This is a genomic window from Streptomyces justiciae, assembly GCF_015163075.1.
Taxonomy (GTDB): Bacteria; Actinomycetota; Actinomycetes; order Streptomycetales; family Streptomycetaceae; genus Streptomyces; species Streptomyces justiciae.
Genome location: NZ_JADDXU010000008.1, coordinates 363,293 through 375,579, shown reverse-complemented (window position 1 = coordinate 375,579; position 12,287 = coordinate 363,293). Strand labels below are relative to the sequence as shown.

The window sequence follows — 12,287 nt, the reverse complement described above, 5'->3', positions numbered from 1 at the left end:
CAGACGCTGGACGTATGGGCGCGGACAACGACCTGACGGGGGACGTCATGGGCATCGAAGGGCAAGGGGATCGCACGGTCCGGCGGGACGAGGCGGTGCGGGCCGCGGTGGAGCAGGGGCTGCTGGGGCCGGACTCCCCCATCGTCGGCCTGCTGGACGTCACCGGCATCCGGGAGTCGGCGGCGGAGCTGCGGGCCGCATTCGACGCGGTCACCGCGCCCGGCACGCCCGTGCTGCACGCCTTCGCGGTGAAGGCGACCCCGCTGGTGCCGGTGCTGCGGCTGCTGCGGGAGGCCGGGATCGGCGCGGAGGTGGCGAGCCCGGGCGAGCTGGCGCTGGCGCGGGCGGCGGGGCTGACCCCGCAGCAGACGGTGCTGGACTCGCCGGCGAAGACGCCGGCGGAGCTGCGGGAGGCGCTCGCCCTCGGGATCGCGGTGAACGCCGACAACCCGCAGGAGCTGGACCGCATCGACGCCCTCATGCGGTCCGCGGCGAGCCGCTCACCGCTCGGCATCCGGGTCAATCCGCAGGTCGGCGGGGGTTCCATCGGGGCGACCTCGACGGCGACGGCGACCTCGAAGTTCGGGGTGGCGCTGCGCGACCCCGGCGCCCGGGAGTGGCTCGTGCGCGCCTACGCCGACCGGCCCTGGCTGAACCGGCTGCACGCGCACACCGGCTCCCAGGGCATCCCGCTGTCCCTGATGGCGCAGGGGGTCGCGGAGACGTACGCGCTCGCCGAGGAGATCAACCGGCACATCGGACGCCCGCAGATCGACACGATCGACATCGGTGGCGGGCTGCCGGTCAACTTCGGCTCGGACGCGACGGCGCCGACGTACGCGCAGTACGCGCGGCTGCTGAGCGAGGCGGTGCCGGGGCTGTTCGACGGGCGGTACGGGCTGGTGACCGAGTTCGGGCGGTCGCTGCTGGCCAAGCACGGCACGATCGTGGCGCGGGTGGAGTACGCCAAGAGCGCGGGCGGGCGGCCGGTCGCGGTGACGCACGCGGGCGTGCAGGTGGCGACGCGGACGGTGTATGTGCCGGGGGCGTGGCCGCTGAGGATCGCCGCGTACGACGGGAAGGGGCGGCCGAAGGCGGGGGCCGAGGTGGTGCAGGACATCGCCGGGCCGGCCTGCTTCTCGGGCGACCTGCTCGCCGAGGCCCGGGCGCTCCCGCTGCTCGAACAGGGCGACTACGCGGCGGCGTTGGACACGGGCGCCTACTACTTCGCCCACCACTACGCGTACAACTCCCTCGCGCGGCCCGGCATCTACGGGTTCGCGCCGGACGAGGGCGGCGGTGTCGCCTTCGCGACCGTGCGCACCCCGCAGACGCTCGACGAGATCGTGGCCGAATCCGGAGGGGCGCACGCCGCCGCGCTCACCACCCTCGGAACGACCGCGCGCCCTTGACGCACGCCGGCGGACATGTGGGTCAACTGGTCGGAAAACAAGCCCAGTTGACCCACCCTAGCCATCCGGCGCATGTTCCACCGGAAAATGCCGGAATCCTCACCCCTCGCTCACACCCTGCGTAGTTTCGGCGTCACTCAGCCGAACCCCAGGCGGGAGGGGAACTCACGGTGCCCGGTATCGACGAGTGTCTGCTCGAAGTCATGCAACTGCCCGGTGCCCGGGGCGCCGCGCTCGTCGACTGGACGAGCGGACTGGCCCTGGGCACCGCCGGCGAGTCACCGGGCGGCGACCACGAGACGGCCGCGGCGGAGGCCGCCGAGCTGGCCCGACTGGCCGCCGAGCACCGGGCGTTCGCGCCGGACGACCCGGAGAACAGCGTCGCCGACCCCCCGGTCGAGGACGTCATCATCAGCAACCGGGACAGCTACCACGTCCTGTGCTTCGTGCGGACGTCCTTCGACAGCAGCGTCTTCCTGCATCTGTGGCTGGCCCGCGTGGAGGGCAACCTCGCGCTGGCCCGCATCCGGCTCGGCGAGATGACGGGGCGGCTGGTTCTCGGATGACCGCGGTGACGACCACACCACCGCCCCGGCTGCCGGTGCGGGACAAGGCGGAGGCCCGCGAGCGGGCCTGGGGCGGCGTCTCCCCGATGCTGACCCGGCTCGCCGCCGAGCGGGCCACCGGCGTCCTGGTCCGCGAGCGCGGCACCCTGCATCTCGCCGAGGGCCGGGTCGTGCACGCCGAGAGCCCCGCCGCCCCCGGCCTCGGCACCCTCCTCACCGCGCACGGCACCCTCGACGCCGACACCTGGCGGCAGGCCGCCGACGAGGCGGCGGAGCCCCCCGGCGCCGGACTGCTGCTGGTCGGCCGCGGCCGGCTCACCCGGGGCGCGCTGGAACTGTGCCACCTCGAAACGCTGTACGACGCCGCCTACTTCGCGCTCGCCCCCAGCAGCACCCCGGGCCGCTTCCGGTACACGAGCCCGGGCCGGTCCGGCGCGGTGCGCGCGGTCCCGGTGGCCGCCCTGGAGCACGAGACGCTGCGCCGCCGCGACCTGCTGCACCGCATCTGGCCCGACCCGGCGACCGACGAGGCCCCGCTCCTGCGCGCCGACACCGTCGCCCTCCCCGCCCTCACCGCCCGGCAGCGAGCGGTGCTGCACCTGGTCGACGGGGTCCGCACGGCACCGGAGATCGCCCGCGCGATGGGCCGCCCGGCGTTCCACACCCTGGTGGACGTACGGCGGCTCGCGGCGGCCGGGGTCCTGGTGCGCGGCGCCCTGAAACCCGCCGAAGCGGCCCGCATCGAGACCACCGACCCCGACATCACGCTGCTGAAGAGGCTCAGGGATGCGCTGGAGTCCCTTTGAACGACAACGCGCCCGCGCCGAGAGGAGTGACCAGATGGCGGCCGAACCCGAAATCCTGGACGAGCTGCGGCGGTTGAGGAGCCGGGTGCCGTATCTCACCGGCGCCCTGGCGGCGAGCGTGGACGGGCTCGTCCTCGCCCAGGACACCCCGGGCGTGGAGCCCGACGGCATGGCCGCGCTCACCGCGGCCGCGCTCGGCGTCGCCGTACGGCTGACGGACGCGACCGGGCAGGGGGAGTTCCGGGAGCTGACGGTGCGGGGCGCGTACGGCTATGTGGCGACGTACGCGGCGGGCCGTGGCGCCGTCCTCACTCTGCTCGCCCAGGACCGGGTCAACGCCGGCCGCCTCCATCTGGAGGGCCGCCGCGCGGGTGCCCGCATCGGGGAGCTCCTCGACTCCCGGGCGCCCGCCGAGCCGCCCGCCGCGAAGCCCGCGAGAGCGCCCGCCCGGACCAGAACGGCGCGCACGCCTCGTACGACCAACGCACGTACCTCCACGGACAGTTGAACCCACGAGAAGGGCATACGACCATGGCCAACACCGAAACATCCCTGAAGGAGGCGCTCGCCTCCATCGAGGGCGCCACCGGCGTCGCGCTCGTCGACTACACCAGCGGCATGGCGCTCGGCACGATGGGCGGCAGCAAGGGCTTCGACCTGAGTGTGGCCGCGGCCGGCAACACCGATGTCGTCCGCGCCAAGATGCGCACCATGGAACACCTCGGGCTCAAGGGCCAGATCGAGGACATCCTGATCACCCTGTCCGACCAGTACCACCTGATCCGGCTGATCAGCGGCCGCGGCGGCAACGGACTGTTCCTGTACCTGGTCCTGGACGCCAAGCGCTCCAACCTGGCGATGGCCCGCCACCAGCTGAAGCGGATCGAGGAGGACCTGGAGGTCTGATCCTTGACCAAAAAGAGTTAGACCAGCGCCGCGGTGCGGCGGCGTGCCCCGCCCGGGGCCGCGTCGCCCGCCGCGATGCCGGTGCCGCGGTACGCCTTGACGGCCTTGCCGGCGGGGCGTCCGCCGCGCGCGTCGAGCCAGTCGACCCGCACCCACAGCAGCGCGTCCCCGTCACGCTCGCGCCGCCCGAGCCAGGCGGCCTTCAGGCGCAGCCCCACCCCGGTCCCGGCGAGCAGCAGCCCGCCCGCGACGGGCACGGCGAAGTTGGCGCCGAGCGCCACCAGCCAGGCGAGCAGCAGCCACCAGCGATGTCCGTGCCGCCAGTTCCGTACGGTCACGGCCCGGTCCTGGAGCACGTCGTGCTTCCCGGCGCGGGCGGCTCCGCGCGCGAGGGCGGTGTAGCGCCTGCGTCGGCGGTACGACACGACGGCCGCCGCGACGATGAACAGCGCCGCCCCCGCCATGACCCCGATCCGGCGTCCGGTCAGCCCCGGCACCAGCACCCCGACACCCGCCGCGAACACCCCGGCCCACCACAGGGGCGCGGCTCCGGCGCGTACGACGACGGCCACCCGAGCGAGCCCCAGTCCTCCGCGTGCCACGTTCCGCCTCCTCGTCGTCCCGGCACAGTCCTGTTGGCCGGGCAGGCTAGCGAGCGAACGTGAGACGAGCCTTAAAAGCCCGCCCACAGCCGGGGTCACTCCACGAACAGGCCTCGCGCCGCCGCCCTCGCGTCGAACTCCTCGAGGCGCGCCTGCGCCTCCGGCAGGTCGTCGCACATCGCCTCCAGCAGCACCCGCCCGAGCAGCATCGGCGCGCACGCGGTGTCGAAGGCGAGCCCGGTGCCGACGGCGGCGGGCAGCAGCAGGTCGGAGACCTTGGCGACCGGCGCGAACGCGGAGTCGGCGACGGTGACGACGGTCAGCCCGGCCTCCTTGGCGTAGCCGAGGGTGTCCACGACCTCCCGGGGATGCCGGGGCAGCGCGAAGCAGAGCAGCGCGGAGGCGCCCGCGCGGACGGCGGCGTCGATCCGGTCGTGGATCATGGTGCCGCCCTCGTGCAGCAGCCGTACGTCCGGGTGGACCTTGGCGGCGAAGTACGCGAAGCCGTACGCCTGTGAGGCGGCGGCCCGCAGCCCCAGCACCGGCAGCGGCCGGGAGGCGGCCAGCACCCGGCCCGCGCGCTGCACGGGCCGCGGGTCGGCGAGGACTTCGGCGAGGTGCTTCAGGTTCTCGATCTCGGCCTCGACGGCCTGCTGGTACTCGTTGTACGACGCCGAGTCGGCCGGCTGCTCGGCGGGCGCGACCTCGCGCAGGTGGCGGCGCAGGGCGGGGTAGCCGTCGAAGCCGAGGGCGACCGCGAAGCGGGTCACCGACGGCTGGCTGACCCCGGCGAGCTCGGCCAGCTCGACGCTGGACAGGAACGGCACGTCGGCGGCGCGCCGCACCATGCTGTGCGCGATGCGCCGCTGGGTCGGCGTGAGCCGGTGCCCCTCGAAGAGCGCCTGGAGCCGTGCCGCCGGCGTGTCCGTCACACCCATGTCGCTCATGCCTCGCTCCCCCTCCAGATGTCCGTGAACTCATCGAGCAGTGCGGCCGCCGCCGTCACGTCACCCGTGAGCGGCCGGTCGGCCTGGTCCTCGTCGAGCACCGAGTAGGCGAGCTCCAGCGCCCGCCCCACCGGAAGGTCCGGGTCGGGGCCGTGGTCGCGCTGACGCAACGCCCGTACGGCGGCGACGAGTTCGCAGCCGACGACGAGCCGGTACGCACCGCACGCCCGCAGGGTCTGCCGGGCGGCGAGCGAGGCGAAGCTGGCCTGTTCCTCGACGCCTCGGGAGAGTACAGCGTGGCCGAGCGAGGCGGGGGCGGAGAACGCGCGCAGATCGCCGAGGGCGGCGCCGGCGGCGTACTCCAGGATCATCACGCCGGACGAGGCGGGCTCGTGGTCGGCGAGGAAGGGCCGCAGCCGGGTGTAGGCGGGCTCGTTGAGGGTGGACAGGCGGGACGTCGACAGCCGCGCCACCTGGGTCAGGGCCAGCCTGAAGTGGTCGAGGGCGAGGGCGAGTTGGGCCTGGTAGAAGCCGCCGTGGTGGTAGGCGGCCATGTCCTCGGGGCTGATGAGCGGGTTCTCGGCGGCGGCGTTGACCTCGACGTCGAGGACCGCTTCGAGGGCGTCGGCGGCGTCGTGCGCCGGGCCGTGGATCTGGGGCAGGCAGCGGAAGCCGTACGGGTCCTGGATACGGCCGAGGGGCGGCGTGGGCCGTTCGTCGGCGCCGATCAACTCCCGCATCCGGCGGGCGACTTCGCTGCTGCCCCGGTGCGGCCGGGCGGCGTGCACGGGAGCGGCGTACGCCTCGTGCGACCCGTCGACGGCGAGCAGCGACAGCGCGCCGACCACCTGCGTGGCCTGGAGCAGCCCGCGCAGTTCGTGCAGGGCGAGCGCGGACTGGCCGAGGGTGAGGGCGTTGCTGCTGATGAAGGCGAGGGCGTCGTTGTTGTCCAGGGGCTGCGGCTCGGGCCCGGCACCCTTCCAGGGGTGCTCCCCGGCCAGCGCGAGGCCCGCCTGCGCGAGCGCGGCGATGTCCCCGGTCCCGACCGACCCGAACTCGTGGACGACCGGATACGCGCCGCTCTCCAGCGCCTCGCAGAGCGCGGTGACGACGGTGGGTCTGAGCCCGGCGCCGCCCGCGAGCAACTGGTTGGCCCGTACGGCGAGCATCGCGCGCACCTGCCGGGCGGGCAGTTCCTCGCCGATGGCGCCGGCGTGGCTGCGCAGGAGTCTGAGGCCGTGCTCGGCGGCGGCCTCCGTGGGCACCGGCTCGTTCCGGTTGGCGCCGACGCCGGTCGAGCGGCCGTAGACGCGTCCGGTCGCGGCGATCTGCCGGGCGGCGTCCCAGGACTCCGTCACCCGCTTCATCGCCTCGGTGCCGGGCACCGGCCGCGCGGTGCCGTCGGCGAGGCGCACGACGTCCGCGACGCCGAGCGCGACGCCGTCGAGGACCACCAGGCCCGTGTGCATCACGCCGTACTCCCTCACCGACCGTGACCTATTCAGAGTTTAAGCACTCTGCATGGTCCTATGCAGGCAACCGTTCCCGATCAAGGGGCGGTATGGCAAGAGCGATGAACTGACGACGAATCAGCCAAGTGTCGTTAAACGGGCACACAGGGTGACAGCTCGCATGCATACGGTGATGACGCGCTCTCAGCTCGACGCGCGATCAGCACAGCACAATCCCCTGAGGATGCGTCATGGCCTCGAACCGAAGGGCCTTCCTGACGGCCACCGCCGTCGGCGCACTGGCCACCGTCCCCGCGGCGGCGGCCCCCGCCGACACCGAACCGCCGCCGTCGGACCCCCGCACCGCCCTCGCCGAACTGCTCGCGGGCAACCACCGCTACGCCACCGGCCGCTCCCGCCATCCGCACGAGGGCGACCGGCTGCGCCACACGCTGGCCGGCTCGCAACACCCCTTCGCGGTGGTCGTCGGCTGCATCGACTCCCGCGTGCCGCCGGAGCTGATCTTCGACCAGGGGCTCGGGGACCTGCTGTGCATAAGGACGGCCGGCCAGGTGCTCGACGAGGCGGTGCTCGCCTCCGTCCAGTACGGCGTCGAGGAGCTGCGCATCCCGCTGGTCCTGGTGCTCGGCCACGAGCGCTGCGGGGCCGTCGCGGCGACCCTGGAGCACCTGCGCACCGGCGCCCCCGTGCCCGGCCATCTGAACCTCCTCGTCGACGAGATCACCCCGTCCGCCCGCCGCACCCGCGCCCTGCCGGGCGACTGGGCCGAGCACACCATGACCGCCCACACCCGCTGGGTACGGGACGCGATCCGCGCGGACTCCGCGTTCGCGGGGTCGACGGTGCTGGCGGCGCGCTTCGACCTGGACACCGGCCGCGTCACGCTGCTGCCCTGACCGCCCGCCAGACGGCACCCGGCACCATCCGCTGCGCCCGCGACAGGCCGTCCCGCCGCACCCGGCGCCATCACTGTGCCCGCAGCAGGCCGTCCCGCCGCACCCGGCGCCATCGCTGTGCCTGCGGCATTGGCGTCCCGCCGCACCCGGCACTATCCGCCGCGCCCGCTGTCCCCGCTGTGCCCACCGCGGGCATCCTCCTACCGAAAAGCCCCCATGAACTCGCCCCTCGCCTCCGTCCTGCCCTCCCCCGCCGACCTCCGCTCCATGACCCGCGCCCCGCGCCGCGACCTGCTCTGCGGGCTCACCGTCGCCGTCGTCGCCCTTCCCCTCGCCCTCGGTTTCGGGGTGACCTCCGGGCTCGGCGCCGCCGCCGGGCTCGTCACCGCGATCGTCGCCGGGGCGCTCGCCGCGCTGTGCGGCGGCAGCGCACGGCAGGTGAGCGGGCCCACGGGCGCCATGACCGTCGTCCTGGTCCCGATCGTGCACCGGTACGGCGCCGACGGCGTCCTCACGGTCGGCCTGCTGGCCGGCCTCATGCTGCTCGTGCTCGCCTTCGCCCGCGCCGGGGCCGCGATGGCGTACGTCCCCGCCCCCGTGATCGCCGGTTTCACGATCGGCATCGCCTGTGTGATCGCCCTCCAGCAGATCCCGAACGCCCTCGGCGTGCCCGTGCCGCACGGCGAGCAGGTGGCCGTCGTCGCCGCGCGGGCCGGCGAGGAGTTCGCGGCGGCCCCGCACTGGCCGGCCCTGCTGCTGGCCCTCGGCTCGGCCGCGCTCGTCCTCGCGGGCGCCCGCTGGAAGCCGACCGTGCCCTTCTCGCTGGCCGCGGTGGCGGCGACGACGGCCGTGGCGGAGGCCCTGCACCTCACCGTGACCCGCATCGGCACGCTCCCCGCCGCTCTCCCCGCCCCCTCCCTCGGCTTCCTGGACGTCGGCCGCGTCCCCTCCCTGCTCGCCCCTGCCGCCGCGGTCGCCGCCCTGGCCGCGCTGGAGTCCCTGCTGTCCGCGTCCGTCGCCGACGGCATGCGCCCCGGCGAGCGCCACGACCCCGGCAAGGAACTCTTCGGCCAGGGCATCGCCAACCTCGCCGCCCCGCTCTTCGGCGGCGTCCCCGCGACCGGCGCGATCGCCCGCACGGCCGTCAACGTCCGCTCCGGCGCCGTCTCCCGGCTCGCCGCGCTCGCGCACGCGGTGATCCTCGCCGGGATCGTCGCGGTCGCGGCCCCGCTGGTGGGCCGTGTCCCGCTGGCCGCGCTCGCGGGCGTACTCCTCGCGACGGCGGTGCGGATGGTGGAGACGGACGCCGTACGGGCCATGGCGCGGGCCACCCGCGGCGACGCCCTGGTGCTGGCCCTGACCGCCGCCTCCACCCTCGCCCTGGACCTGGTGCGGGCCGTCCTGATCGGCCTGGCGGTGTCGGTGCTGCTCGCCCTGCGGGCGGCCGTCCGCGGCACCCGCCTCACCCCCGCCGCCGCCGACGAGCTCCCCGGCGCGGCGGGCACCGTGACGTACCGCTTCGACGGCCCCCTCCTCTTCGCCGCCGCCCACCGCTTGAGCCGCAGCCTCGCCGACGTGCGCGGCGTCGGCACCGTCGACCTGCGGCTGTCCGGGCTGACGGCGGTCGACGCGACCGGCGCGCTCGCCCTCAAGGACGCCATCGGCGAGCTGCGGGGCCGGGGCATCGAGGTCCGGGTGACCGGCGTCGAGCGAGGTCATCGCCGGGTCCTGGAGTCCCTAGGGGTCCTCCCGGAGATCCCCAGCCCGAAGACGGGGGCTATCCCCAGTGCGGCCGGCGCCCCGGCTCCCTAACTTTGACTGCATGACCGGAATGGACGCGCGGGACGCCGACCTGAAGAAAGAACTCGACGCCACCCTGCAGGCCCGCAGGGAACTGGGCGAGGACTACGAGTCCGCGCTGGTCGACTCCTTCCTGGAGAAGGTCGACCAGCGCATCGACGGCGCGGTGGAGCGCCGGGTGCGCCGGCAGCTGGCCGAGCAGCAGATGGTGGTCGCCCGGGGCGCCCGGAAGCCGAGCCCGACGGACTCCTGGGGCGAGCGCTACGGCTTCGGCATCGTCTCGCTGGTCCTCGCCGTCCCGCTGTCCGCGATCGGCGGCGGCATCGCCCACCTGCCCGGCCTGCTGGTCGCCTGGGCCGGGATCGTCGGTGTCAACGCCTTCCAGGCCGTCCGCACCAACCCCGAGCTGTTCCGGGGCCGCCGGCACCGCAAGTCCGAGCAGGACAGCGAGTGGGAGGGCTGACCGGCCTCACGCCTGCCGGGTCGGCAGCACCATGATCTGCCGCAGGTTGACGTGCCGGGGGCGGCTGGTGACGTAGGCGACGACGTCGGCGACCTCCGCCGAGGACAGGATGCCCACTGCGTCGATCATGCCGTCGATCTGCTCCCGCAGCCCGTCGCTGTCGATGTGGGTGGCCAGTTCGGTCTGCGTCAGCCCGGGCTCGATGTTGGTGACCCGCACGTCCCGCGGCCCGAACTCGCCCCGCAGGGACTGGGAGAGATAGGTCAGCGCGGCCTTGGTCGCCCCGTAGACCGCGTAGTTGGGGAACGTGATGTGCGCGCCGATGGACGAGATGTTCACCAGGTCCGCGGTCCGCCCCTCGGCGGCGGCACCCACCAGGTCGGCGGTGAAGGCCCGGATCATCCGCAGCACGCCGGTGACGTTGGTGTCGATCATCCGCTGCCACTCGTCGCTGCGCCCGTCGTCGACGGGGTTCGGCAGCATGACGCCCGCCGCGTTCACGACCAGGTCGACGGCCCCGTAGGCGGCGTGGACGCTCTCCACGGCCGCGTCCACCGAACCGTCGTCCGTCACATCCGCGACCACGGCGAGCGCCTGCCCGCCGTCGGCCCGGATCTTCTCGACGACGGCGTCCAGCCGGTCCCGGCGCCGCGCCAGCACCGCCACCTTCGCGCCCCGCGCGGCCAGCAGTACGGCGACGGCCTCACCGATCCCACTCGCTGCGCCCGTGACGACGGCAGTACGGCCGGCCAGGTTCTCGTACGACATTGCGGTGCTCCTCGCTGTTCGGAAGTCCGCCGGGCAGCTCCCCGGCGGCATCAACCACCCTGCGCCGCACGGCAGTCCGTACCCAGGGATGCGCTTTTCCTGGGTCTGCCAGTACCAGGCTCGGCTCCCGCCGCTCCCCTACGATCGAACCCATGGACGGGGACCTCGGAGACTTCCTGCGCTCACGGCGCGCCCGCATCCGGCCCGAGGAGGTGGGGCTGCCCTCGTACGGGCGGCGCCACGTACCCGGGCTGCGCCGCGAGGAGGTGGCCCAGCTCGCGGGCGTCAGCGTCGACTACTACATCCGCCTGGAACAGGGCCGCGGCCCGAGCGTCTCGGACGCCGTCCTGGACGCGATCGCACGCGTACTGCGCCTCGACGACACCGAGCACGCCTATCTGCGCGCGGTGGCCCGGCCACCGAAGAAGCGCACGCCCCGCCGCGGCACGCCCCGCGTCCGGCCCGGCATCCAACTCCTCCTGGACAGCATGGAGCGCACCCCCGCGTTCGTCCTCGGCCCCGGCATGGAGGTCCTGGCCTGGAACGCCCTCGGCGACGCCCTGCTCGGCTTCGGCCGGATGGCTCCCGCCCGGCGCAACATCGTCCGGCAGCTCTTCCTGGAGCCCGGCGGGCGCGACCTCTACCCCGACTTCGCGGCGGTCGCCGCCCAGACCGTCGCCCACCTCCGCCTCAGCGCGGGCGCCCACCCCGACGACCCCGCCCTGCGCGACCTCGTCGGCGAACTCTCCCTCAAGAGCGAGGACTTCCGCCGCCTGTGGGCCGACCACCAGGTCAGGGCGTGCATGTACGGCGTGAAACGCGTCCGGCACCCGATAGCGGGCCTGCTGACCCTCCCGTACGAGTCCCTGACCCTCCCGGAAACCCCGGACCAGACGCTGGTCGTGTACACCCCGGAACCGGGCTCGGAGACGGCGGAGAGGCTCGCGCTGCTGGGCAGTTGGGAGTCCACTCCCGCCCACTGAGAAGCCCCGTAAAGAAATATCGCGGGGACCGCCGCACCCCCGTTACCGGGGGGCGGGACGACGGCGGTCCCCGCGAGGGACGTCGACCGGGTCAGGGCCAGGTCTCACGTCCGGCGTCCATGGAGGTCCGGGAGCCGCTCCGGAGGTCCTTGGACGTTTCGGTGCCGGCCGGGGCGGGGAGCCGCTCCCGCCCTGCCGACACCCACTAATGTGCCGGACGCGTGTTAAGCGAGTGCTGCGCGGACGTGACACCCTCGTACCACTTCCGAGAAGTCCACCACTTGGGCAGACAAACGCAAGTTCCCCGCCCGCCCCGCCGGTTCACCGGACGTTCACCGCTGCTTCCCACCCTTGGCCAGGAAAGCCGACGGAACCCCAACCATGCCGTCAACGAGAAGCCCCACGCTCACCCGTTGTGCGGAACCAGTCGGTCATCGACTCACCCGTCACGGCGCCCAGCCGCACAGTTCAAGGCATCCGAACATTTCATCCACCCTGGAAGGGGTGCTCGCATGCCCGGTTGGTCCAGGAGCTTCCTCGATCCCTCGCTCGTCATGGCCCTGGAGGCCGGACGCACCTTCGAGGAATGGCTCGGTGGTCGCATACCCGCCGTGGACTACGCCCGGATCAGCGCCGACCAGAGCACCCGGTCCGCCGTCCTGGCCA

At 73.9% G+C, this 12,287-nt stretch carries 13 protein-coding genes; 9 read left to right on the top strand and 4 right to left on the bottom strand.

The genetic code is table 11. The features are described 5' to 3' along the window. Positions 1-14: 14 nt before the first annotated feature. The 5 genes from IQ210_RS24030 (at position 15) to IQ210_RS24010 (ending at position 3,690) form a co-directional block, all read left to right on the top strand. Positions 15-1,412: a type III PLP-dependent enzyme domain-containing protein gene (locus IQ210_RS24030; RefSeq protein ID WP_407699719.1), complete on the top strand. Its 1,398-nt coding sequence runs from the start codon at positions 15-17 to the stop codon at positions 1,410-1,412. A 170-nt stretch (positions 1,413-1,582) separates the two neighbouring features. Continuing rightward, on the top strand, positions 1,583-1,978 hold the full coding sequence (locus tag IQ210_RS24025) for a hypothetical protein (RefSeq protein ID WP_194081147.1): 396 nt from the start codon (positions 1,583-1,585) through the stop codon (positions 1,976-1,978). After that, positions 1,975-2,784, top strand: a complete 810-nt coding sequence (locus IQ210_RS24020; RefSeq protein ID WP_194081146.1) for a transcriptional regulator — start codon at positions 1,975-1,977, stop codon at positions 2,782-2,784. The genes IQ210_RS24025 and IQ210_RS24020 overlap by 4 nt, the downstream gene beginning before the upstream one ends. Positions 2,785-2,818: 34 nt before the next feature. Next, on the top strand, positions 2,819-3,292 hold the full coding sequence (locus IQ210_RS24015) for a roadblock/LC7 domain-containing protein (protein WP_194081145.1): 474 nt from the start codon (positions 2,819-2,821) through the stop codon (positions 3,290-3,292). Between the two features lie 23 nt (positions 3,293-3,315). Next, positions 3,316-3,690 carry a roadblock/LC7 domain-containing protein gene (locus IQ210_RS24010; RefSeq protein WP_194081144.1) on the top strand — a complete coding sequence of 125 codons (375 nt, stop codon included), beginning with the start codon at positions 3,316-3,318 and terminating at the stop codon, positions 3,688-3,690. A 17-nt stretch (positions 3,691-3,707) separates the two neighbouring features. Here IQ210_RS24010 and IQ210_RS24005 read toward each other — a convergent pair whose 3' ends face one another. The 3 genes from IQ210_RS24005 to IQ210_RS23995 form a co-directional block, all read right to left on the bottom strand. Further along, a complete protein-coding gene (locus IQ210_RS24005) occupies positions 3,708-4,292 on the bottom strand; it encodes a hypothetical protein (RefSeq protein ID WP_194081143.1) in 585 nt (194 codons plus the stop codon). A 95-nt stretch (positions 4,293-4,387) separates the two neighbouring features. After that, complete coding sequence (locus tag IQ210_RS24000) at positions 4,388-5,239, bottom strand: MurR/RpiR family transcriptional regulator (protein WP_194081142.1); 852 nt, start codon at positions 5,237-5,239, stop codon at positions 4,388-4,390. Next, positions 5,236-6,708 (bottom strand): aromatic amino acid ammonia-lyase, encoded by a 1,473-nt coding sequence (locus IQ210_RS23995; RefSeq protein WP_194081233.1) that lies wholly within the window; start codon positions 6,706-6,708, stop codon positions 5,236-5,238. The genes IQ210_RS24000 and IQ210_RS23995 overlap by 4 nt, the downstream gene beginning before the upstream one ends. A gap of 233 nt (positions 6,709-6,941) precedes the next feature. On the opposite strand from IQ210_RS23995, the gene IQ210_RS23990 reads away from it, so the two are divergent. The 3 genes from IQ210_RS23990 to IQ210_RS23980 all read left to right on the top strand — a co-directional run bounded on the left by IQ210_RS23990 (position 6,942) and on the right by IQ210_RS23980 (position 9,870). Continuing rightward, positions 6,942-7,607, top strand: a complete 666-nt coding sequence (locus IQ210_RS23990; protein WP_194081141.1) for a carbonic anhydrase — start codon at positions 6,942-6,944, stop codon at positions 7,605-7,607. A gap of 216 nt (positions 7,608-7,823) precedes the next feature. Further along, complete coding sequence (locus IQ210_RS23985; RefSeq protein WP_194081140.1) at positions 7,824-9,419, top strand: SulP family inorganic anion transporter; 1,596 nt, start codon at positions 7,824-7,826, stop codon at positions 9,417-9,419. 19 nt (positions 9,420-9,438) lie between these two features. Next, a complete protein-coding gene (locus IQ210_RS23980) occupies positions 9,439-9,870 on the top strand; it encodes a hypothetical protein (RefSeq protein WP_194081232.1) in 432 nt (143 codons plus the stop codon). Between the two features lie 6 nt (positions 9,871-9,876). On the opposite strand, the gene IQ210_RS23975 is transcribed toward IQ210_RS23980, so the two are convergent. Beyond that, positions 9,877-10,638, bottom strand: a complete 762-nt coding sequence (locus IQ210_RS23975) for an SDR family oxidoreductase (RefSeq protein ID WP_194081139.1) — start codon at positions 10,636-10,638, stop codon at positions 9,877-9,879. Positions 10,639-10,790: 152 nt separating this feature from the next. Between IQ210_RS23975 and IQ210_RS23970 the strand changes: the two genes are divergently transcribed. Then, positions 10,791-11,621: a helix-turn-helix transcriptional regulator gene (locus IQ210_RS23970; RefSeq protein ID WP_194081138.1), complete on the top strand. Its 831-nt coding sequence runs from the start codon at positions 10,791-10,793 to the stop codon at positions 11,619-11,621. The last annotated feature ends 666 nt before the right edge of the window (positions 11,622-12,287 follow it).

Bases quoted from the DNA above. Each gene is read 5' to 3' on its own strand.
- IQ210_RS23990 (WP_194081141.1), top strand. From the start codon at position 6,942: ATGGCCTCGAACCGAAGGGCCTTCCTGACGGCCACCGCCGTCGGCGCA.
- IQ210_RS24030 (WP_407699719.1), top strand. From the start codon at position 15: ATGGGCGCGGACAACGACCTGACGGGGGACGTCATGGGCATCGAAGGG.
- IQ210_RS23975 (WP_194081139.1), bottom strand. From the start codon at position 10,638: ATGTCGTACGAGAACCTGGCCGGCCGTACTGCCGTCGTCACGGGCGCA.
- IQ210_RS23985 (WP_194081140.1), top strand. From the start codon at position 7,824: ATGAACTCGCCCCTCGCCTCCGTCCTGCCCTCCCCCGCCGACCTCCGC.
- IQ210_RS23970 (WP_194081138.1), top strand. From the start codon at position 10,791: ATGGACGGGGACCTCGGAGACTTCCTGCGCTCACGGCGCGCCCGCATC.
- IQ210_RS24010 (WP_194081144.1), top strand. From the start codon at position 3,316: ATGGCCAACACCGAAACATCCCTGAAGGAGGCGCTCGCCTCCATCGAG.
- IQ210_RS23995 (WP_194081233.1), bottom strand. From the start codon at position 6,708: ATGCACACGGGCCTGGTGGTCCTCGACGGCGTCGCGCTCGGCGTCGCG.
- IQ210_RS24020 (WP_194081146.1), top strand. From the start codon at position 1,975: ATGACCGCGGTGACGACCACACCACCGCCCCGGCTGCCGGTGCGGGAC.
- IQ210_RS24015 (WP_194081145.1), top strand. From the start codon at position 2,819: ATGGCGGCCGAACCCGAAATCCTGGACGAGCTGCGGCGGTTGAGGAGC.
- IQ210_RS23980 (WP_194081232.1), top strand. From the start codon at position 9,439: ATGGACGCGCGGGACGCCGACCTGAAGAAAGAACTCGACGCCACCCTG.
- IQ210_RS24000 (WP_194081142.1), bottom strand. From the start codon at position 5,239: ATGAGCGACATGGGTGTGACGGACACGCCGGCGGCACGGCTCCAGGCG.